Genomic DNA, 18,292 nt, shown 5'->3' with positions numbered 1-18,292 from the left:
AGCGTTCAGCGCAGTTCGGCCTCCCCGAGTGGTCCGCGCACCGTGGCAACCAGCGCCGGAACCGCACCGGGCACGAGGTCGAGCGGAACGCCGAGCGCGTCGAGCTGCGCGCGCAGCGATCCCGCCGCCGGGTGCTCGCCGCGCAGCGCGACGAGCTCGAGCGTGGGCAGGTCGCTCAGCCCGGGGTGGGCGGTGCTGCCCCAGTCGATCAGGAAGGGCACGACCGGCGATACCCGGCTCGGCGGGGCCGTGTAGCTCCACGCGAGCACGCTGCCGTCAGGCTTCGTGCGCGACTGCGCCGCGACCTCGCCGAGTGGCAGGCCGGCGTCGGTGCCGCGCGCCGCCAGCTCTGCGATGTCCGCGGGTGCGGCGGCATCCGAATGCACGGCGTAGCTGCTGAGAGTCGGCGCCTGCAGAGTGTCGATGCCGAAGGTGGCGATTGCGGATGCCGGCTGCTCCCCCTCGGGGTCGGGGCCAATGATCTCGAGGTAGTGCGGGCCGCGGGCGCCTGCGACGGTGAAGGCGATGAGGGCGTTCGCGGTGCCGATGGCGTGTCGACCGCCCGGCGCGGCGGTGACGCCGGTGAGTCGGGCGACGTGCGCGACGGCGGCTCCGAGATCGGGGCCGGCCAGCACGAGGTGGTCGAGTACTGCGGCGAGCGCGGCGGGCAGTGGCGCGGCTTCGGGACGGGGCGCGGCGGTGTCGGCATCGGTGTCGGTCATGTCTGCCAATCTGGCACAGCCGGCGGCGCCACCGCGGCTCGGGCGACCAATTGCGTAGCGTTCAGGGCAGCCCACTCGGAGACGCCGATCGCTCAGCCCCTGTTGCGCGGGCGGTCAGGGTCGATACGCTGCGAGCATCATTCGATTCGGGGAGGATCACAGATGTCCGGAACCACCAGCACCCTTGACCAGAAGCTGCGCCTGGCGCACACAGCGAGCGTCGCCGTCGTCGTCCTCGGCTTCGTCTTCATTGTGGTCGGCGTCATCGCCTGGATCGCGGTGAGCATGAAGCTCCGCGCGGAGGGCATCACGGTGAGCGACGATGCCGCATTCCTCCAAGGATGGCCGGTCGCCGGGCCGTTGACCGCATATGCCCAGGCCGACATCATCAACACGCACGCCCTCGCCATGAGCGACGGGCAGACGTATGCGCAGCTCGCCCAGGACGACCCGCGGCGCGCCGTCGTGATGAACGCGTCGTTCCTGCGCGCGTCGCTGTTCACCTCGGTGATCTCCTTCGGCATCGCGCTGTTCGCGATCGGCGTCGGCGTCGTGTCGGTTCTGCTCGGTTGGGTGGGCAGCACGCTGACGAAGGCGCGGGGCGCGGCGGCAACCGCCTAGCGGCAGCTGTGCGGCTCCGGCTCGTCGAGATGACTGGCTTCGTCTCCTAGAACGCAGAACGGGAGCGGTGGGCTACCAGCCGCGGCGGGAGCGCCGGGCCTCGCGGCGGATCTGCTTGCGCAGCTCCTTGAGCCGCCTCTCGGCCGTGCCGGTCGCCTTGTCCTCAACCACGAGCTCCGGCCAGACCGCGTCGAGCTTCGCCTCGATCGCCGCCGAGATCTCGCCCCAGGCATCCGCCTGCGCCCGGGCGATGAAGCCGTCGAGGTACTCGCGGTCCTCACGCAGACGCCAGAGCCGCTCCGCGACGGCGGCGTGCATCTTCTCGCGGCGGCGCAGGTTCGCCACGTCGTCGGTGCGGTAGTCGTGGTGGTGCAGCGCCTTGCCCTCGCGGTTCGCTGCCGAGTCGCGCTCCTCCTCGGCGATCGACGCGGACTCGTCCTCCTGCTGCACCTCCTCATAGAGGGCGGCGCGGGCTGCGGCCCGGATCTGCTCCGTCCCGAAGTCATCCGGCTCGGTGAGCACGCCGACGATGATCTGGTTCTTCAGGGCCATGCGCGCGCCGAACTCGGCGAGCATCACGCCCTCCTCGACCTGCTCGGCGAGGCTGGCCTCCTCGCGCCGGGGCAGCGCCTCATCGTTGAACGGCGTGAAGTCCCTCCGCCTGCGCCGCGCCATCTCTGCCCTGCCGTCTTCGAGCCCGGTGTCGACCGCACATGCGGCCCTCTCCAGAGTATCGCTCAGCTCCGACCCCTTAGCATGATGGCCATGACTGAATCTTCTGCTCCCGCCGAGACCTTCGACCGCATCACCATGTTCGGTGCGACCTGGTGCAGCGACTGCCGCCGCTCGAAGTCGCTGCTCGACACCTTGGGCGTCGACTACGACTACGTCGACCTCGAGGTCGAGATCGAGGGCGCCGACCGCGCCAAGGCCATCAGCGGCCGCACGAACATCCCCGTGATCGTGTTCCCGGATGCCAGCCACATGGTGGAGCCCCGCGACTCCGAGCTGCACGCCAAGCTCACCGAGCTCGCCGCGATCTAAGCGCGCTCTCGCCGCGCGCTGAACGCAGAGCAACGCGGATACGCACGAAGGCCCGCTCCGAGAGGAGCGGGCCTTCGTGCGTTGCAGTTCTGCTTACTGTGCTGGCGTCGAGGCCACGTCGAGGATCTCGATCACGAAGACGAGGGTCTGGCCGGCGAGCTCGTGCTCGCTGCTGCCCGCGACGCCGTAGCCGTACTCCGGCGGGATCGACACGACGAGCTTGGTGCCGACCTTCTGGCCGACCAGTGCGGCGCCGAAGCCCTTCACGACGCCGGTGGTGGCGAACGTGGCCGGCTGCTTGCCGTAGCTCTGGTCGAAGATCTCACCGGTGTCCCAGTTCGTGCCCTGGTAGTTCACGGTGACGGAGTCGCCGGCCTTGACGGTCGCGCCGTCGCCTTCTTCAATGACGTCGATGAGCAGCTCGGGGCGCGGTCCGCCCTCTGGCAGGGTGAGCACGGGCGGCTCGTCGCCGTTGAACTGAACCGTCGGCGGGTTCTCGGTCCAGGCGGCGGGCGTCAGCGGCGGAACGATGCTGAGCACGTCGGTGACGATGACGACGCTCTCGCCGCCGGCAATGCCGAGGCCCTCGCTGCCGGCATCCCCGAACAGCTCATCGGCCGGCACGGTGGTGACGACGCGGGAGCCGACCGGGACGCAGTCGATGCCGGCGATGAAGGCCGGGAAGATCTGCGGGTCGCCGGCGATGAACTCGGAGGTCTCCGAGATCGCGAGCTCGCCGGTGTTGCCACCGAAGACGTTGATGCGCAGCTCGACGGTCTGGCCGGGGGCGGTGACCTCGCCGTCGCCCTCCTCCACGATCGTGCGCTGCAGTTCCGTCGCGGTGAACGGGGTCTTGAACTCGGCGGTGACTTCGCTGCCGTGGTCACCGGTGACCTTGACGGACTTGCTTTGCGAGCCCGAGGTGTACTCGCCACAGGCCTCGGCCGAGGACGAGGGGGAGGCAGTGGAGTTACTCTCACCGGATGCACAACCGGTGAGGACGAGCGCGGAGGCGGCCAGGAGCGCCAGCGGCGCCAGGCGGCCGAGCGGTGATGTCTTTTTCATGCTGGTGAGGTTCTCGATTCGCGTCGGGAGCGGCTGCAGGGGATCGCCGCAGGGGCGGCCACTCGGCGTATTCCGCTCAAGGGCCTTGTCGAGTCTGTCACTTCGGCCTTGGGCTTGCCTGAAAGCTGGCCGCGCGGTTTCCGATTGGAATACCGGAACGGCCCCGCCGGTTTGACCGAGCGATGACTACCGCAGCACACACCCCCGCGCCCGCCCTGCCCCGCCTCTCCGTGCTCGACCTGGTGCCTGTGCGCAGCGGGCAGAGCAGCGCCCAGGCCGTGGCGGCATCCGTCTCACTCGCCCAGACCGCCGACGAGCTCGGCTTCGAGCGCTACTGGCTGGCCGAGCACCACAACATGCCCGCCGTGGCCTCGACCACTCCCCCGGTGCTGATCGCCGCGATCGCGAGCCGCACGGAGCGGATCCGGGTCGGCTCCGGCGGCGTGATGCTGCCCAACCACGCCCCGCTCGTCGTGGCGGAGCAGTTCGCCGCGCTCGAGGCGATCGCGCCGGGCCGCATCGACCTGGGCCTCGGCCGCGCCCCCGGCAGCGACCCGGTGATCACCGCGCTGCTGAACCAGAGCGGCGCGACCAGCGAGGTGTCGCGGTTCCCCGAGAACATCGGCGAGATCCAGGCGCTGCTGCAGCCGGGCGGTGCCGCGTTCACACTCACCAGCGGGCAGGAGTACGTCGTGCACGCGACGCCTGCGGCATCCGGCGCCCCGACGATCTGGCTGCTCGGCTCCAGCGACTACTCGGCCAGGCTCGCCGCCCGGCTCGGCCTGCCCTACGTCTTCGCCAACCACTTCAGCGGCGAGGGGCTGGCCGCAGCGATGCGCCTCTACCGCACCGAGTACCAGCCGAGCGAGGCGCACCCGACGCCGCAGAGCTTCCTCACCCTGAACGCCTCGGTGGCGCCGACGCTCGAGGAGGCGCGGGCCCGCGCCCTTCCGCAGTTGCGCATGATGGCCAGGCTGCGCTCCGGCCAGCGGCTCACCGCACTGGAGACGGTGGAGCAGGCCCAGGCCGCAGAGATCGAGGCCCCGGATGCCGCTCGCGCGGCGTTCATCGCTGCGGCAGAGTCGCGCTGGCTGATCGGCACGCCGGAGACCGCCCGGGCAGAGCTGGCGGCGTTCGCCGCCGAGCACGGCGTCGACGAGGTCATGGTGTCGGCCATCGGCGGCAGCTTCGCCGACGAGCCGCTGGACCGCACGCCGGGCCGCGAGCAGACGCTGCGACTGCTGGCCAGCTAGCCAGCGAGCCGGAACGCGTTTCCGCTGTTCTGTCAGCGGTCGGCGCTAGCTTGTAGTCATGCGGATTCTGCACACCTCGGATTGGCACGTCGGGCGCACCTTCCATGGGCACTCCACCCTCGCGGCGCTCGATCAGGTGCTGGCCGCGCTCTCGGTCGAGGTGCGGCAACGCGACATCGACGTGGTCATCGTCGCGGGCGATGTGTTCGACTCGGCGGTGCCGTCGCGCGACAGCTACGAGCTGTTGACGCGCGCACTCGGCGCCATCCGCGCGGCGGGCGCCACCGTCATCCTCACCAGCGGCAATCATGACTCGGCGACCCGGCTCGGCTTCCAGTCCGAGTTCGCCTCCTTCGGCGGGGTGCACGTGATCGCCCGGCCGGAGCAGCACGACCGGCCGGTGACGCTGGCGGACGAGCACGGGCCTGTGCACTTCTACGGCATCCCCTATCTGGAGCCGGCGCTGGTGCGCGGCCGGTACCCGGAGGCCGAGCTGCGCACGCACGCGCAGACCCTCGGCTTCGCCATGGACCGGGTCCGCGCCGACCTGGCCGAGCGCGGCGGGCGCAGCGTCGCGATCTCGCACTGCTTCGCGGTGAACGTCGGCCCTGCCGACGACACCAGCGCGGCACCCTTCGTCGACGACGTCGTGCGCGACATCACCGCAGGCGGCCTCGACCTGGTGCCGCTTCGCACCTTCGACGGTCCGGACTACGTCGCCCTCGGGCACATCCACGGCCGCTCGACGCTGAGCGAGCGGGCCCGCTACTCTGGCGCCCCGGTGCACTACTCGTTCAGTGAGGCGGGCAAGCAGCGCGGCGGCTGGCTGGTCGAGCTCGGCCCCGACGGCCTGGACGCGGTGGAGTGGCTGCCGCTGCCCGTGCCGCGCGCGCTCAGCGTGCTCACCGGCACGCTGGAGGAGCTGCTGACGGATGCCGTGCACACCCCCGCCGAGGGCGACTGGGTGCGCGCGATACTCACCGACCAGTCCCGGCCGCTGGACGCCATGCGCAAACTGCAGCAGCGCTACCGCTGGTGCGCCGACCTCAGCCACCAGCCGAGCGTGGTGGCCGCGGCATCCGAGGCCAGCTACGCCGAGCGGGTCAAGGCCAAGAGCGACGCCGAGATCGTCGCCGGGTTCCTCGAGCACGTGCGGAACGGCGACGGTGCCAGCGACGCCGAACGGGAGATCCTGGCCGAGGTGATCGCCACGAACGAGGCGGCCCGGTCCGGCGAACTGGCCGGCGAGTTGGCCGGCGCACCGGCAGGGGGCGCGGCATGAGGATCAACAAGCTGAGCGTGCAGGGCTTCGGGCCGTACAAGTCGCTGCAGCACGTCGACTTCGACGCCTTCGCCGACGACGGAATCTTCCTGATGGGCGGCAAGACCGGGGCCGGCAAGTCGAGCATCCTCGACGCGATCTGCTTCGCGCTGTACGACAGCGTGCCGCGCTACGACGGCACCAAGGCCCGGCTCCGCAGCGACCACGCCGGCCCGGACGACCCGAGCCTCGTCACGCTCGAGTTCACGGCGGGCGACACCCGGTACCGGGTGGAGCGGGCGCCCGAGTTCGAGCGGCAGAAGGCACGCGGCACCGGCACCACCAAGCAGAAGGCGACCGCGGAGCTGTTCGAGCTGCGCGGCACCGAGTGGCACGGCATCGAGGCACAGCCGCGCGAGGTGGGCCCGCGGATCGCCGAGCTCGTCGGCCTGAACAAAGACCAGTTCTTGCAGGTGATCCTGCTGGCACAAAACCGGTTCCAGCAGTTCCTGCTGGCCAAGAGCGAGGCCCGCCAAGAGGTGCTGCGCTCGCTCTTCGGCACCCGGCGGTTCCAGGACTACGAGGCCACGCTCACCGAGCGGCGCAAGCAGCTCGACGGCGAGCTCGGCGCGCGGCGGGCCGCCCTCGAGCAGCTGGTGGAGCAGGCGTCATCGGCGGCGCGAGCCCTGGGCGTCTCCGCTGAGGCCGCCGCGGTGCCCGAGTCCCACACGGCCGAGCAGCTCACCCCGTGGCTGGCGGCGCTGACGGATGACGGCCAGCTGCTCGTCCGGCAGGCGATGGACGCGGCCGAGACGGCCGACGCGCAGTTCGCCGCCGCCGACGCCGCCCACGACGCCCGCATCGCGCTGCGCACCGCGCAGCAGCGCCGGGCCGCCGCGGAGGCGCGCCTGGCCGAGCTGCGCGCGGCAACGGAGACGATCGACGCCGAGCGCGCCGCGTTGGCCGCGGCCGCCCGCGCCGATGTGGCCCTCGGAGCCGTGACGGCCGCCGAGCGCGCCCGCGCGGCACTGCGGGCCGCCGAGGACGCGGTCGCGCAGGCGCAGTCCGCGTTCGTGGTCCTGCCCGGCGCCCCGGACAGCACCGCCCCGGCAGAACTGGCCAGGCTCATCGAGTCGGCGACGCAGGAACAGGGCGCCGTCAACGAGACGCTGGCTCTGGAGCGCGAGCTTCCGGCGCTGCACAACGCCCAGGAGCAGCACGCCCGGGAGCACACGGCGGCCGAGACGGCCCTGGCCGAGGCCGTCGAGCGCTCCACCGCGCTGCCGGCGTTGATCGCGGCCGACACGGCGCGCCTGGGCGAGCTGCGGTTGGCGGCGGCGCGGCTCGACCCGGAGTCCGCCGAGCGGGACCGCCTGGCGGCGACGCTCGCCCAGGCCCAGCGGGTGGCCGCACTGCAGCCCGAGCTCGCGGAGGCCCGCGCGCGGGAGTTCGGGGCCGGCCAGGAGAGCACGGCGGCATCCGCCAGGCTCGACCGGCTGCGGGCACGACGCCTGAGCGGGCATGCCGCCGAGCTCGCCCTCGAGCTGCGCTTCGGCGAGCCCTGCGCCGTCTGCGGCGCCCACGAGCACCCGCACCCGGCCGCCGCCTCCGCCGACGCGGTGGGCCCGGACGACATCGCCGCCGCCGAGGCCGAGCTGGCCGCGTGCCGCGCCGTCGCCGACACGGCACGCGAGGCCGCCCACGCCCTGGACTCCGAGCTCGCCGCGGCGACGGCCCTCGCCGGCACGCTGCCCACCCAGCTGCTCGAGGCCAAGATCCTGCTCGCCGAGACCTCGGTGGCGCTGGCCGCGGCCGCAGCCGCCGAGTCCGACGAGCTGGCCGCCACACTCGGCGAGCACCATGCCGAACTCGCGACGCTCACCGCGGCGGTGGCCGCGTGCCGCGAGACCCTCGCCCGCGCCGCCGCCGCCTCAACCGCGGCGCGCACCCGCAGCGAGGCGGCCGAGCAGCGCGTGGCGGAGCAGCGCGCCGGCTATGTCACGATCGCGGCCCGCAGCGAGGCGCTCGCCCTCACCTTGACGGCGGCGCGTGCCCTCGCCGCAGCCCAGAACGCCGTCTCGGTGGCCGGTTCTGCCGCCACCTCCGCCGACTCCGAACAGCGCGCGCGGCTGGACAAGCAGGGCTTCGAGAGTGCCGCGGCCGTCGTGGCGGCGCACCTCGACGCCGAGCGGCGCGCGGAGCTGGGGGCGGGCCTCCGGGCGCACGATGACGCGGTCGCGGCGGCAAAGGCGACGCTCGCCGAGCCCGAACTCGCCGGGCTGCCGAGCGAAGAGGTCGAGCTCGAGGAGTCGGAGGAGGCCGTGCGGCTCGCCCGCTCGGCCCGCGACGAGGCCCTCGCCCGGCGGGCGACGCTCACCGCGCACGCGGCCAGCCTGAGTGAGCTCGTCGACACCGTCGAGACGGCGTTGGCGGCATCCGCGGAGCTGATCGACCGTCACGAGGTCGTGGCGCGCCTGGCCGCGACGGTCAAAGGTGACGCGCCGAACGACCGGAGGATGCGCTTGGAGAGCTTCGTGCTCGCCGCGGAGCTCGAGGAGATCGTGGCAGCGGCGAACGCCCGACTGCACCAGATGAGCGGCGGCCGCTACCTGCTCGAGCACGACGACGCCGTCGGCTACCGCTCCACGCAGTCCGGTCTCGGCCTGGCGATCCTCGACAGCCACACCGGGGCGCAGCGGCCGACGCACTCGCTCTCGGGCGGCGAGACGTTCCTGGCGTCCCTCGCCCTGGCTCTCGGCCTGGCCGAGGTCGTCACCGGACGGGCCGGCGGCATCACTCTCGACACCCTCTTCATCGACGAGGGATTCGGGTCGTTGGACGCCGAGACGCTCGAGATCGCGATGACGACACTCGACGGGCTGCGCACGGGAGGCCGCACCATCGGGCTGATCAGCCACGTCGAGGCGATGAAGGAGCAGATTCACGCCTCGCTGCAGGTGGCCGTCAGCGAACAGGGCTGGAGCACGATCAGCCAGGAAGTCGGCTAGCGGTACACGGGCTCGGCTAGGCGGCGAGCCCCAGGTGGGCTCGGCTCGGTGCGACCGGTCGGGTGCCCGGGATGGTGGCCCCGGCCGGGATCGTCTCATCGTCGCCCACGCGGGCGCCTTCGCCGATGCGAGCACCCTTGCCGACGGTGACCCGGTTGCCGAGCCGCGCCCGCACCCCGACGACGGCGTGTGGCGCGAGGTGGGCCCGCGCCCCCAGGCGTGCCTCGGCTCCGACGATCGCGCCCGGCTCGATCCAGCTGTCCGGGCCGATCTGAGCCTCGGCATGGACCTCGGCCCCGGGGTCGACGTAGCTCCCCCGCGCGATGTAGGCGGTGCGGTGCACCGTGGCCTCGGCCGAGACGAAGCCGCGGCCGTTCGCGTGGTGACGGTAACGGCGCAGCACGCCGGCGCTGTCTTCAATGTCCACGTAGTTGGTGCTCATCGCGGCCCCTCTCTGCTCCACCGGATCGATCTCGACCCGCGCGCGGCCTGGCCGGCGCGGCTCGACATCGTTGGCACTTCCCTGCGATCAGAACACCCGCCGCTGCGTGCACGCTGCGTGTTGGCTGCGCCCACGCCGTGACTGTCCCGATCCGCTGTTGACATAACACGGCGGATGCCGCTGGCATTCCCTCCGCGCCGGGCCGCCCACCGCGTTACTGCTGCGCGACCCACGCCCCCGCGGAGCAGGTGTAGAAGGCCATGCTGGCGGTGTCGAGGTAGATGTCGCCGTCCGCGCCGCACGCGGCCGCCGGGTCCGGGCTGCCCGTGCCGAGCGACACCTGCGTGCCGGCGACCCCGGGCTCGCCCGGCTTGCCTGGCTTGCCCGGCTCGCCCTGGGCGCCGGTCGCGCCTGTCTCCCCCTGCTCGCCCTGCTCGCCGGCCAGGTTCTCCGCGGCGTTCTGCTTGATGTTGCCGACGGAGGTCCACACGCCGTCCTGACGCAGGTACACGTTGGCGCTCTGCAGGTCGATGTAGAGGTCGCCGTCGAAGCCGGCGTCCACCGACGGGGCCCCGACGCCGGCCCGCACGATCGAGCCGGTTGGCATCAACTCGGCGATCATCGCGTCGAGCGCAGCCTGGTCCAGCGGCGGCTCGCTCGGCTCGGGCGCCGGCGCGCTCGGCTCGGGCGTCGCCGTCACATAGACGGTGGGCGCCGGGGCGGGCTCCGCCGTCGCCGCGGCCATGCTGGATCCGAGGAAGGAGGCGACGAAGGCGAGCAGCACGACGCCGGCCCCGATCCAGAGCAGCGTGGCCCTGGTGACCGCCGCAGCCGGCTTGCCTCCCGGGTCGCCGGCGGGCGCTCCGACAGGCGCCGACCCCGGGGTGCCGACGGGCACGGGGTCAGAGGCGGAGTCGGGTCGATCGTTGGCTTCGGTCACGGTGGGCTCCTTCGCACGCGGTTGCCGCAGAGCTTAGCGGCGCGCACCGGCCGAGTGCGAGAGGCGAGCGCGCATTGGGCCCGCCCGTTCGGGGTGCGGCCCGCATCCGATGGTGCCCCGGGTATGTAGAAGGGCCCGCCCGACCGGAAGGTCGAGCGGGCCCAGGGGTTCTGCGTGTGACTACGCGTTGGCCGGCGCGTGGCCGGCGATCTGCGACACGAGTGCGTCGCCGGGGAAGGCCTGGACGAAGTCGGCCTCGATCTCGGCGCGCTCGAGCAGCTCGGCCATGCGGCGCTGGCGCTGCTTGGGGATGAGCGTCACGACGGTGCCCTGCTTGCCGGCGCGGCCGGTGCGGCCGGCGCGGTGCAGGTACGTCTTGTACTCGTCGGGGGCGTCGGCCTGGATCACCAGGTCGATGTCGTCGACGTGGATGCCGCGAGCCGCGACATCCGTGGCCACCAGCACGCTGACGCGGCCGCTGGTCAGCTGCGCCAGGTTGCGGGTGCGGCGGGCCTGGTTGAGGTCGCCGTGCAGCGAGACGGCCGGGATGCCGGCGTCGTCGAGCTGGTCGGCGAGCTGCTCGGCGAAGGCGCGGGTGCGGGCGAAGACCAGGGTCTTGCCGTCGCGGTCGGCCAGCTGCTCGATGATGCGGGTCTTGTCGCGCTGCTCGATGAGGAGCACGCGGTGGTCGATGGTCGAGGAGGCCTGGTCTTCACCGGCAACCTCGTGCACCGACGGGGAGGGCAGGAACTCCTTGACGAGGGCGGCGACGCCCTTGTCGAGCGTGGCCGAGAACAGCAGCTTCTGGCCGCCGTCGGCGGTCTCGCGGAGGATGCGCTGCACCGGCTCCAGGAAGCCGAGGTCGCACATGTGGTCGGCCTCGTCGAGCACCGTGATGGTGACCTGGCTGAGGTCGAGGCGGCCCTGGTTGATCAGGTCCTCGATGCGGCCGGGGGTGCCGACGATGATGTCGACGCCGCGCTGCAGCGCGCCCACCTGGCGGTGCTGCGGCACGCCGCCGTAGATCTGCGTGGTGAACAGGCCGACGGAGCGCGCGATGGGCTGCACCGTGCGGTCGATCTGCAGGGCGAGCTCGCGGGTCGGGGCGAGGATCAGGGCGCGGGGCTTGCGCGACATGGCGCGCTTCTTGCCGCCGCCGTTCTCCATCAGCTTCTCGACGAGCGGTGCGCCGAAGGCGATGGTCTTGCCCGAGCCGGTCTTGCCGCGGCCGAGTACATCCTTGCCGGCGAGAACGTCGGGGATGGTCGCAGCCTGGATCGGGAACGGGCTCGGTGCGCCGAGCTCGGCAAGGGCAGCAACGATGTTGCCGCCGAGGCCCAGATCGCCGAAGCTCATGCCGACGACATCGGAGGCCTGAATGGCCTCGGCCTCGAGGCGCTCGAGCACGACGTCATCCTGCGGGGTGAAGTGGCCCTTGCCCGCGGTTCCGGAGAAGTCGCGCTTCGGGTAGAAGCTCGAGTCGCTGCGGTCCGACTTCTGGAAGCCGGGACGGTCGAAGTTGTCGCGGCGCGGGGGGCGCTCGTCGAAGTTGCGACGCGGGCGGTCGGCCCGGTCGGCGAAGTCCTTGCGCGGGGCGCGGTCGGCGTTGTAGGCGGGGCGCTCGGTGCGCTCCGGACGCTGCGGGCGGTCGTTGTACGACGGGCGCTGGCCGTAGGCCGGGCGGTCGCCGCGGTCGTTGCGGTTGGCGTCGTATGCGGGGCGCTCGGAGCGTGCACCGCGGTCGCTGCCGTAGGACGGGCGGTCGTTGCCGCGCTGCGGGCGGTCGCCGTAAGCGGGACGCTCGCTGCCCTGGCCGTAGGCCGGGCGTGCGCCACGGTCATTGCCGCGGTCGTTGTTGTAGGAGGGACGCTCGGAACGCGCGCCGCGGTCGCTGCCGTAGGACGGGCGGTCGTTGCCACGCTGCGGGCGGTCACCGTAGGCGGGACGCTCGCTGCCCTGGCCGTAGGCCGGGCGTGCGCCACGGTCGTTGCCGCGGTCGTTGTTGTAGGAGGGACGCTCGGAACGCGCGCCGCGGTCGCTGCCGTAGGACGGGCGGTCGTTGCCGCGCTGCGGGCGGTCGCCGTAGGAGGGGCGCTCGCTGCGTGCGCCGCGGTCGGCGCCGTATGAGGGGCGCTCGGAGCGGGCGCCGTAGGAGGGACGCTCGCCGCGGTCGTTGCCGCGGTCGTTGCCGCGGTCGTTGTTGTAGGCCGGGCGGTCGGTGCGCGGGGCGCGGTCGCCGTAGGACGGGCGCTCGGAGCGCGCGCCACGGTCGCTGCCGTAGGACGGGCGGTCGTTGCCGCGGGCCGGGCGGTCGTTGCCGTATGCGGGCCGGTCGTTTCCGCCGGCGCGGGCTGCGCGCTCGTCGGCGTTCCAGCGAGCCTTCTTGGGGCCGCCCTCTTCCGGACGGTGGCCGCGGTGGCCGGGTGCGCGAGAGCCGGCGCCCTTGGGCCCGCCCTTGCTGCCGCCCTTGGCGTAGGAAGGATCGTAGTTCTTGGCCGTGCGACCCGAAGAATTGTGGTTATTCGACATAGAGATTTCCTGGGTTTTGTTCGAGTACATGGCAGAACAGCGCTGCGCTTCACTGAGCGCACCGCAACTGAGAACCCGGGGAGTAATGACCGGGGCCGTTCACATACATTGTGATTTTTCGCCAACAGAATTGTTGCGAAACCGGCCCACCAGACTTACAAACCCATCCGCATTACACATGCGGTGTCTAGAGCCGACTTGTCTACATTACCGGATGCCGGCTGAGAAGTCGCCCTGAACGGCGCACCCCTCCGACCGGGCCGGGCCCGGGGCGCCCAGCAATCGCCCCGAAACCCCGCCGAAACGTCTCGCCCGTAGGCTCGCGCCATGACGACAGCAGAACTCCGCCCGACCGCACCCAGGCCCGCCCTGAGCATCGACGTCGAGGCACCGCGCCAAGACGAGCTGCTGGCGCTGCTCGAGCAGAGCACGGTCTACGCCCGGAGCCTCGGCTACCCGCCGGAGAGCAACTTCCTGCTCGACGTCGACGCACTGGAGCGCTCGAGTGTGCGCGTCTATGTCGCCCGCGACGAGGGCGGCCGTGCGCTCGGCCTCGCGGCGCTCGTCGCGCTGGAGCCGGATGCCGACGGCGGCCGGCCCGGCGACGCCGAGCTGAAGCGCATGTTCGTCGGCGAGCGCGCCCGCGGCCTGGGCGTGGCCGGCGCCCTGCTGCGCCGGATCGAGGCGGATGCAGCGGAGCGCGGCATCCGCCGCCTGGTGCTGGAGACGGGCGATCTGCACGCCTCCGCCCTCGCGCTCTACGGCAAGCACGGCTACCGGGAGATCCCGCAGTTCGGGCAATACATCGGCGAGGCGCACAGCATCTGCCTGGCGAAGCCGCTTGCCGGGGAGTAGACGAAACGACGGGCCCGGCGGCCGATTCGCGCCGCCCCCGCCGGTGCCCTACGCTCGTCTCACTCGCACCACCACCCCTCGCACCGTTGCGCACCCGGAGCATCAGTGAAATCGAAGCCCGCCCTCGTCGGCCGCTCGCGCCGCACACGGGCGTTTGCCGTGCTCGCCGCGGCCTGCACCGGGCTGCTCGCCACCGCCCTGCTCAGCGGTTTCCACATCGGGGTGCACGAGATCCAGCCGGAATCGGGCACGACGACGTCGGAGCTCGTCACGCCGGAGATCATCGGGATCCGCACCTTCGCGGCCCCGACCGACATCCGTGTCACCGAGGACGTGGTGTACGGCACGCGGGCCGACGGCACCCTGCTCACCCTCGACGTCTGCGCGCCGGCCGAGGCCGGCACCGAGCGGCCGGCGGTGCTCTCCATTCACGGCGGCAGCTGGGCGCGCGGCGACAAGGCCAACGCCGACTGGCGCGCGGTCTGCCAGTGGCTGGCCAGCGAAGGCTTCGTGGCCTACTCGCTGAACTACCGGCTGGTGCCGGAGAGCCTGTTCCCCGCCGCGATCGACGACGTCGAGCTCGCCGCCCGCTGGGTGCGCGCCCCCGCCAATGCGGAGCGCTTCGGCATCGACCCGGCACGGCTGGGCGCCTTCGGCGGCTCGGCCGGCGGCAACCTGGCCGCGCTGCTCGGCACCCGCGGCACCGGGCCGCTCGACCGCGGCAGCCGGGTCGCGGCGGTCGCCGAGCTCTCGGCGCCGATCGACCTGCGCCGGGCCGCCGTGGTGCGCGATGGCGGCAACGCGCTCGTGCAGGACATCATCAGCCGGTACCTCGGCTGCGCGGAGTGGGCGCTCTGCCCGCAGGCGGAGGACGCCTCCCCCTCGACGTTCATCGACCAGAGCGACCCGCCGTTCCTCATCGGTCACGCCGACGCGGAGTTCATCCCGCTGGCCCAGTCGCAGAACTTCGCCGCCGCCCTCGCTGCCGCCGGCGTCGGCGTGGAGCTCGTCACCGCTCCCGGCGACGACCACTCCATCGGCATCCTCGACGCTGCGATGCGCGAGCGCGTCGCGGCGTTCTTCCACGACGCGCTCGCCGGGGCCGCGCCCCAGCGAGCTGCGCTCAGCGGTGGGGCCGGCCCGGGGTCTAGCCGTTGAACTCGGCCGGGTGCGGCCCGACGCGGCCGGCACCGCCCTCCGGCTCGAGCGCGTCGATCGCGCCCATGGCCGCGTCATCCAGCTCGAAGTCGAACACGGCGAGGTTCTCGGCGATACGCGCGGGCGTCACCGACTTGGGGATGGCGATCCGCCCCTGCTGCAGGTGCCAGCGCAGGATGAGCTGCGCCGGGGTGCGCCCGAGCGCCCGGGCGAGCCCGACGATCTCCGGGTCTGCGAGCATCCCGCCCTGGGCGAGTGGGCTCCACGCCTCCGTTGCGATTCCGTGCGCCGTGTTGAACGCCGCGGTCTCCCGCTGTCGGAGCGCGGGGTGCAGCTCGATCTGGTTGACGGCCGGCACGGTGCCGCCGAGCGCGATCACGCGCTCGAGGTGCTCCGGCAGGAAGTTGGAGACGCCGATCGCGCGGCTCCGGCCGCTCGCCGCCAGAAGCTCGAGGGCCTCCCAGCTCTGCAGATAGAGGTCGTTGGCGGGGGCCGGCCAGTGAATGAGGAAGAGGTCGAGCCGGTCGAGGCCGAGCGCGTCCAGGCTCCGCTCGAATGCCGCGGCGGCCGGGGCGCCCTGATCGCTGTTCCAGAGCTTGCTGGTGACGAAGAGCTCGTCGCGGGCGATTCCGGATGCGGCGAGCGCCCGCCCCACGCCCTTCTCGTTGCCGTAGATCGAGGCGGTGTCGATGCTGCGGTAGCCGGCCTCGAGCGCGGCGCTGACCGCGGCCTCTGTGGCGTCATCCGGCACCTGGAAGACGCCGAAGCCGATCTGCGGAATTTCGACGCCGTTGTTCAGCGTGAGCGTGGGCACGAGTGTTGTCGTTGCGGGCATGGTTTCTCCTAGTGGGTGGGAACGGGGGTGGTCAGGGTGGGGGTGCCGCGGGGCGTGCGTGCCGGCCGCCTGAACTCGCCACCCGGTGCGAAGGCCGCGACGAGGAGGACGGCGAGCCCGCCGACGGTCACGACGGCACCGGCCCAGATGGGCGAGGTGAAGCCGAGGCCGGCCGCGAGGGTCAGCCCGCCGACCCAGGCGCCGAGCGCGTTGCCCACGTTGAAGGCGGCGATGTTCGCGGAGGACGCCAGCGTCGGGGCCTCGGCGGCGTGCGCCATGACGCGCATCTGCAGCCCGGGGACGGTGGCGAAGCCGAAGCCGCCCATCAGCACGAGCGAGAGCAGCGTCATGGCCTGGTTGCCGGCCGTCAGGGCGAAGACGGCGAGCACCGCGGTGAGCGCGACGAGCAGGACGAGCAGGGTGAGCCCGAGGCTCTTGTCTGCCAGGCGGCCCCCGATGATGTTGCCGACGAAGAGTCCGGCGCCGAAGAGCATCAGCAGCCAGGGCACGCTGGCAGCGACGAATCCGCTCACCTCGGTGAGGGTGAAGGCGATGTAGGTGAACGCGCCGAACATTCCGCCGTAGCCGAGCACGGTGATGCCGATGGACAGCCAGACCTGCGGGCTGCGGAACACCCGGAACTCCCCGCGCAGCCCGTCGGGGTTGCGTGCGGCATCCGCCCCTGTCCGCGCGGGCACGAGCAGAGCGATCGCGGCGAAGGAGAGGACGCCCATGAGCGTGATGGCCCAGAACGTCGACCGCCAGCCGGCCGCCTGACCGAGCAGGGTGCCGAGCGGCACGCCCATGACGTTGGCGATGGTGAGGCCGGCGAACATGATCGAGAGGGCGGCCGCCCGCTTGTTCGGGGCGACGAGCTGCGCGGCGACGACCGCGCCGATTCCGAAGAACGCCCCATGGCAGAGCGCGGCGACGATGCGCCCGATCATCATCGTGGTGTAGTCGGGGGCGAGCGCCGACAGTAGGTTGCCGGCGATGAACAGGACCATCAGTCCGAGGAGGGCCTTCTTGCGGTCGACCCTGGTCAGCATGGCGGTGAGGGCGATGGCGCCGAGCGCCACGCTCAGCGCGTAGCCCGAGATGAGGTATCCGGCGGCCGTCTCGGACACGGCGAAGTCCGCGGCGACCTCGGGCAGGAGCCCCATGATCACGAACTCGGTGAGCCCGATGGCGAAGCCGCCGATGGCCAGTGCATACAGCGCGAGGGGCACGAGGTGGTTCTCCTTCATTGTTTGATGCGTCTGCAACTATCTGCGTGCGCAGTAGTTGCAGACGCTCCCTAAATGCTTGCACACGCGTTATATCTGCGCAAGCTGGTATGGTTTTCGCATACGCAGTGACCGCACCAGGAAGGAGCACCGATGGGCATCGCCGACGACGCCGTTGAGATCCGAGCCCAGGGGTGGCGCGCGCTCGCCGCGGTGCACGGAATCATTGAATCCGCTCTCGAGAAGGCGCTCCAGGGTGAGCACCAGCTCTCGGTCGTCGAGTTCACCGTGCTCGACGCACTGAGCCGCCAGGATGGCTGGCACATGCGCATGCAGCAGCTCGCCCGAGCGACCGCGCTCTCCAGCAGTGCGACCACCCGGCTGGTCACCCGCCTCGAAGACCGCGGGCTGCTCACGCGGATCCTCTGCGCCGACGACCGCCGCGGCATCTACACCGAGCTCACCGCGGCCGGCCAGGCGCTGCTCGAGAAGGCACGCCCCACCCACGAGGCGACCCTCCACGCCGCCGTCGAGGAGGCCAGGCAGGTGCCGGAGCTCGCGCCGCTCGTCGACGCGCTCGACGCCCTCTACCCCGCGCTCGACCCGACGGCAGAGATCGTCCCCGCCTGAGGCCTCCCACGCCTGCGGCCGTTTTCACCCGCCACCGGCGTCGCCGGAGCCGGCGCCCAACGCGCCGCCCCGTCACATTGCCGACACATGAGTGTGTTGAGCTTGACTCATGACGACAACCCCCATCACCGTCTCGATCGAGCGCACCGTCGACCCGGCGCGCATCGCGGAGGCGACGGCGTGGATGCAGACCGGCATCAATCTCGCCACCCAGTACCCCGGCTTCCTCGGCTCCGGCTGGGTGCGCGCCGGAGCGAGCTCCACGACCTGGCACATGCTCTACCGATTCGCGGATGACGCCGCGCTGCTGCGCTGGGAACAATCCCCCGAGCGTGCCTGGTGGCTGGAGAGCGGCAGCGGCTTCGCGCACGAGCAGAAGACCGAGCGGCGCACCGGCATCGAGGGCTGGTTCGACGAGCCCACCGTGGTCACCGTCGAGCACTCGGGCGGCAGCACGCCCGTGCCGCCGCGTTGGAAGCAGGCCACGACCATCTGGCTCGGCTTCTTCCCGCTGAACGTCGTCTTCGCCTATCTGACCGCCTGGCTGGTTCCCGGCTGGGACGACCTCCCCCTTGCACTGCGCGCGCTCATCACGACGCTCTGCCTCACGCCGATCATGACGTACCTGATGCTCCCGGCCGTGACCCGGCTGCTCCGGCCTTGGCTGGAGCCGCGGCGCTAGAGCGCGCGCCTGTCTGGCATT

Annotated in this window: 17 protein-coding genes; 9 read left to right on the top strand and 8 right to left on the bottom strand. The window is 72.0% G+C overall.

Annotated elements, in window-relative coordinates; translation table 11 throughout:
* Nucleotides 1-5: 5 nt before the first annotated feature.
* A complete protein-coding gene (locus BLT62_RS03845) occupies nt 6-722 on the bottom strand; it encodes a VOC family protein (RefSeq protein WP_083362878.1) in 717 nt (238 codons plus the stop codon).
* Nucleotides 723-884: 162 nt separating this feature from the next.
* Between BLT62_RS03845 and BLT62_RS03840 the strand changes: the two genes are divergently transcribed.
* On the top strand, nt 885-1,343 hold the full coding sequence (locus BLT62_RS03840) for a hypothetical protein (RefSeq protein ID WP_083362877.1): 459 nt from the start codon (nt 885-887) through the stop codon (nt 1,341-1,343).
* Between the two features lie 72 nt (nt 1,344-1,415).
* On the opposite strand, the gene BLT62_RS03835 is transcribed toward BLT62_RS03840, so the two are convergent.
* Nucleotides 1,416-2,018: a hypothetical protein gene (locus BLT62_RS03835; RefSeq protein ID WP_083362876.1), complete on the bottom strand. Its 603-nt coding sequence runs from the start codon at nt 2,016-2,018 to the stop codon at nt 1,416-1,418.
* 90 nt (nt 2,019-2,108) lie between these two features.
* On the opposite strand from BLT62_RS03835, the gene BLT62_RS03830 reads away from it, so the two are divergent.
* Nucleotides 2,109-2,387 carry a glutaredoxin family protein gene (locus BLT62_RS03830; protein WP_083362875.1) on the top strand — a complete coding sequence of 93 codons (279 nt, stop codon included), beginning with the start codon at nt 2,109-2,111 and terminating at the stop codon, nt 2,385-2,387.
* A gap of 93 nt (nt 2,388-2,480) precedes the next feature.
* On the opposite strand, the gene BLT62_RS03825 is transcribed toward BLT62_RS03830, so the two are convergent.
* Complete coding sequence (locus BLT62_RS03825; RefSeq protein ID WP_083362874.1) at nt 2,481-3,452, bottom strand: FKBP-type peptidyl-prolyl cis-trans isomerase; 972 nt, start codon at nt 3,450-3,452, stop codon at nt 2,481-2,483.
* 182 nt (nt 3,453-3,634) lie between these two features.
* Between BLT62_RS03825 and BLT62_RS03820 the strand changes: the two genes are divergently transcribed.
* From BLT62_RS03820 to BLT62_RS03810, 3 genes are read left to right on the top strand one after another with little or no spacing between them, the layout of a single operon-like run.
* Nucleotides 3,635-4,705, top strand: coding sequence for an LLM class flavin-dependent oxidoreductase (locus BLT62_RS03820; RefSeq protein ID WP_083362873.1), 1,071 nt, complete (start codon nt 3,635-3,637; stop codon nt 4,703-4,705).
* 58 nt (nt 4,706-4,763) lie between these two features.
* The gene (locus BLT62_RS03815; RefSeq protein ID WP_083362872.1) at nt 4,764-5,987 is read left to right on the top strand and encodes an exonuclease SbcCD subunit D; all 1,224 of its coding nucleotides are present in this window, start codon (nt 4,764-4,766) and stop codon (nt 5,985-5,987) included.
* Nucleotides 5,984-8,974, top strand: coding sequence for an AAA family ATPase (locus BLT62_RS03810; RefSeq protein ID WP_083362871.1), 2,991 nt, complete (start codon nt 5,984-5,986; stop codon nt 8,972-8,974). Before BLT62_RS03815 ends, BLT62_RS03810 begins: the two co-directional genes overlap by 4 nt.
* Nucleotides 8,975-8,990: 16 nt before the next feature.
* Here the strand turns inward: BLT62_RS03810 and BLT62_RS03805 are convergent, their stop codons facing one another.
* From BLT62_RS03805 to BLT62_RS03795, 3 genes are all read right to left on the bottom strand, one after another.
* Complete coding sequence (locus tag BLT62_RS03805; RefSeq protein ID WP_083362870.1) at nt 8,991-9,416, bottom strand: LbetaH domain-containing protein; 426 nt, start codon at nt 9,414-9,416, stop codon at nt 8,991-8,993.
* 214 nt (nt 9,417-9,630) lie between these two features.
* Complete coding sequence (locus BLT62_RS03800; protein WP_083362869.1) at nt 9,631-10,356, bottom strand: collagen-like triple helix repeat-containing protein; 726 nt, start codon at nt 10,354-10,356, stop codon at nt 9,631-9,633.
* Nucleotides 10,357-10,536: 180 nt separating this feature from the next.
* A complete protein-coding gene (locus BLT62_RS03795; RefSeq protein ID WP_083362868.1) occupies nt 10,537-12,885 on the bottom strand; it encodes a DEAD/DEAH box helicase in 2,349 nt (782 codons plus the stop codon).
* A gap of 327 nt (nt 12,886-13,212) precedes the next feature.
* Here BLT62_RS03795 and BLT62_RS03790 point away from each other — a divergent pair, with 327 nt between their 5' ends.
* Both BLT62_RS03790 and BLT62_RS03785 read left to right on the top strand, forming a co-directional pair.
* Entirely contained in the window at nt 13,213-13,740 is a 528-nt protein-coding gene (locus BLT62_RS03790; protein WP_083362867.1) for a GNAT family N-acetyltransferase, read from the top strand.
* Nucleotides 13,741-13,845: 105 nt separating this feature from the next.
* On the top strand, nt 13,846-14,898 hold the full coding sequence (locus BLT62_RS03785; RefSeq protein WP_172829623.1) for an alpha/beta hydrolase: 1,053 nt from the start codon (nt 13,846-13,848) through the stop codon (nt 14,896-14,898).
* On the opposite strand, the gene BLT62_RS03780 is transcribed toward BLT62_RS03785, so the two are convergent.
* Both BLT62_RS03780 and BLT62_RS03775 read right to left on the bottom strand, forming a co-directional pair.
* Nucleotides 14,888-15,733 (bottom strand): aldo/keto reductase, encoded by an 846-nt coding sequence (locus BLT62_RS03780; RefSeq protein WP_083362865.1) that lies wholly within the window; start codon nt 15,731-15,733, stop codon nt 14,888-14,890. The genes BLT62_RS03785 and BLT62_RS03780 overlap by 11 nt on opposite strands.
* Before the next feature lie 8 nt (nt 15,734-15,741).
* The gene (locus tag BLT62_RS03775) at nt 15,742-16,962 is read right to left on the bottom strand and encodes an MFS transporter (RefSeq protein ID WP_083365292.1); all 1,221 of its coding nucleotides are present in this window, start codon (nt 16,960-16,962) and stop codon (nt 15,742-15,744) included.
* A 150-nt stretch (nt 16,963-17,112) separates the two neighbouring features.
* On the opposite strand from BLT62_RS03775, the gene BLT62_RS03770 reads away from it, so the two are divergent.
* Both BLT62_RS03770 and BLT62_RS03765 read left to right on the top strand, forming a co-directional pair.
* On the top strand, nt 17,113-17,589 hold the full coding sequence (locus tag BLT62_RS03770) for a MarR family winged helix-turn-helix transcriptional regulator (protein ID WP_083362864.1): 477 nt from the start codon (nt 17,113-17,115) through the stop codon (nt 17,587-17,589).
* Nucleotides 17,590-17,698: 109 nt separating this feature from the next.
* Complete coding sequence (locus BLT62_RS03765) at nt 17,699-18,271, top strand: antibiotic biosynthesis monooxygenase (protein ID WP_083362863.1); 573 nt, start codon at nt 17,699-17,701, stop codon at nt 18,269-18,271.
* The last annotated feature ends 21 nt before the right edge of the window (nt 18,272-18,292 follow it).

The organism is Microterricola viridarii, assembly GCF_900104895.1.
GTDB classification, from domain to species: Bacteria; Actinomycetota; Actinomycetes; order Actinomycetales; family Microbacteriaceae; genus Microterricola; species Microterricola viridarii.
Note: the sequence above shows the minus strand (reverse complement) of the source record. Positions and strands in the feature narration are given on the sequence as shown.

Excerpts from the sequence above, each read along its gene's own strand:
- BLT62_RS03845 (WP_083362878.1), bottom strand. The coding sequence starts at position 722 with ATGACCGACACCGATGCCGACACCGCCGCGCCCCGTCCCGAAGCCGCG.
- BLT62_RS03840 (WP_083362877.1), top strand. The coding sequence starts at position 885 with ATGTCCGGAACCACCAGCACCCTTGACCAGAAGCTGCGCCTGGCGCAC.
- BLT62_RS03835 (WP_083362876.1), bottom strand. The coding sequence starts at position 2,018 with ATGGCGCGGCGCAGGCGGAGGGACTTCACGCCGTTCAACGATGAGGCG.
- BLT62_RS03830 (WP_083362875.1), top strand. The coding sequence starts at position 2,109 with ATGACTGAATCTTCTGCTCCCGCCGAGACCTTCGACCGCATCACCATG.
- BLT62_RS03825 (WP_083362874.1), bottom strand. The coding sequence starts at position 3,452 with ATGAAAAAGACATCACCGCTCGGCCGCCTGGCGCCGCTGGCGCTCCTG.
- BLT62_RS03820 (WP_083362873.1), top strand. The coding sequence starts at position 3,635 with ATGACTACCGCAGCACACACCCCCGCGCCCGCCCTGCCCCGCCTCTCC.
- BLT62_RS03815 (WP_083362872.1), top strand. The coding sequence starts at position 4,764 with ATGCGGATTCTGCACACCTCGGATTGGCACGTCGGGCGCACCTTCCAT.
- BLT62_RS03810 (WP_083362871.1), top strand. The coding sequence starts at position 5,984 with ATGAGGATCAACAAGCTGAGCGTGCAGGGCTTCGGGCCGTACAAGTCG.
- BLT62_RS03805 (WP_083362870.1), bottom strand. The coding sequence starts at position 9,416 with ATGAGCACCAACTACGTGGACATTGAAGACAGCGCCGGCGTGCTGCGC.
- BLT62_RS03795 (WP_083362868.1), bottom strand. The coding sequence starts at position 12,885 with ATGTCGAATAACCACAATTCTTCGGGTCGCACGGCCAAGAACTACGAT.
- BLT62_RS03790 (WP_083362867.1), top strand. The coding sequence starts at position 13,213 with ATGACGACAGCAGAACTCCGCCCGACCGCACCCAGGCCCGCCCTGAGC.
- BLT62_RS03780 (WP_083362865.1), bottom strand. The coding sequence starts at position 15,733 with ATGCCCGCAACGACAACACTCGTGCCCACGCTCACGCTGAACAACGGC.
- BLT62_RS03770 (WP_083362864.1), top strand. The coding sequence starts at position 17,113 with ATGGGCATCGCCGACGACGCCGTTGAGATCCGAGCCCAGGGGTGGCGC.
- BLT62_RS03765 (WP_083362863.1), top strand. The coding sequence starts at position 17,699 with ATGACGACAACCCCCATCACCGTCTCGATCGAGCGCACCGTCGACCCG.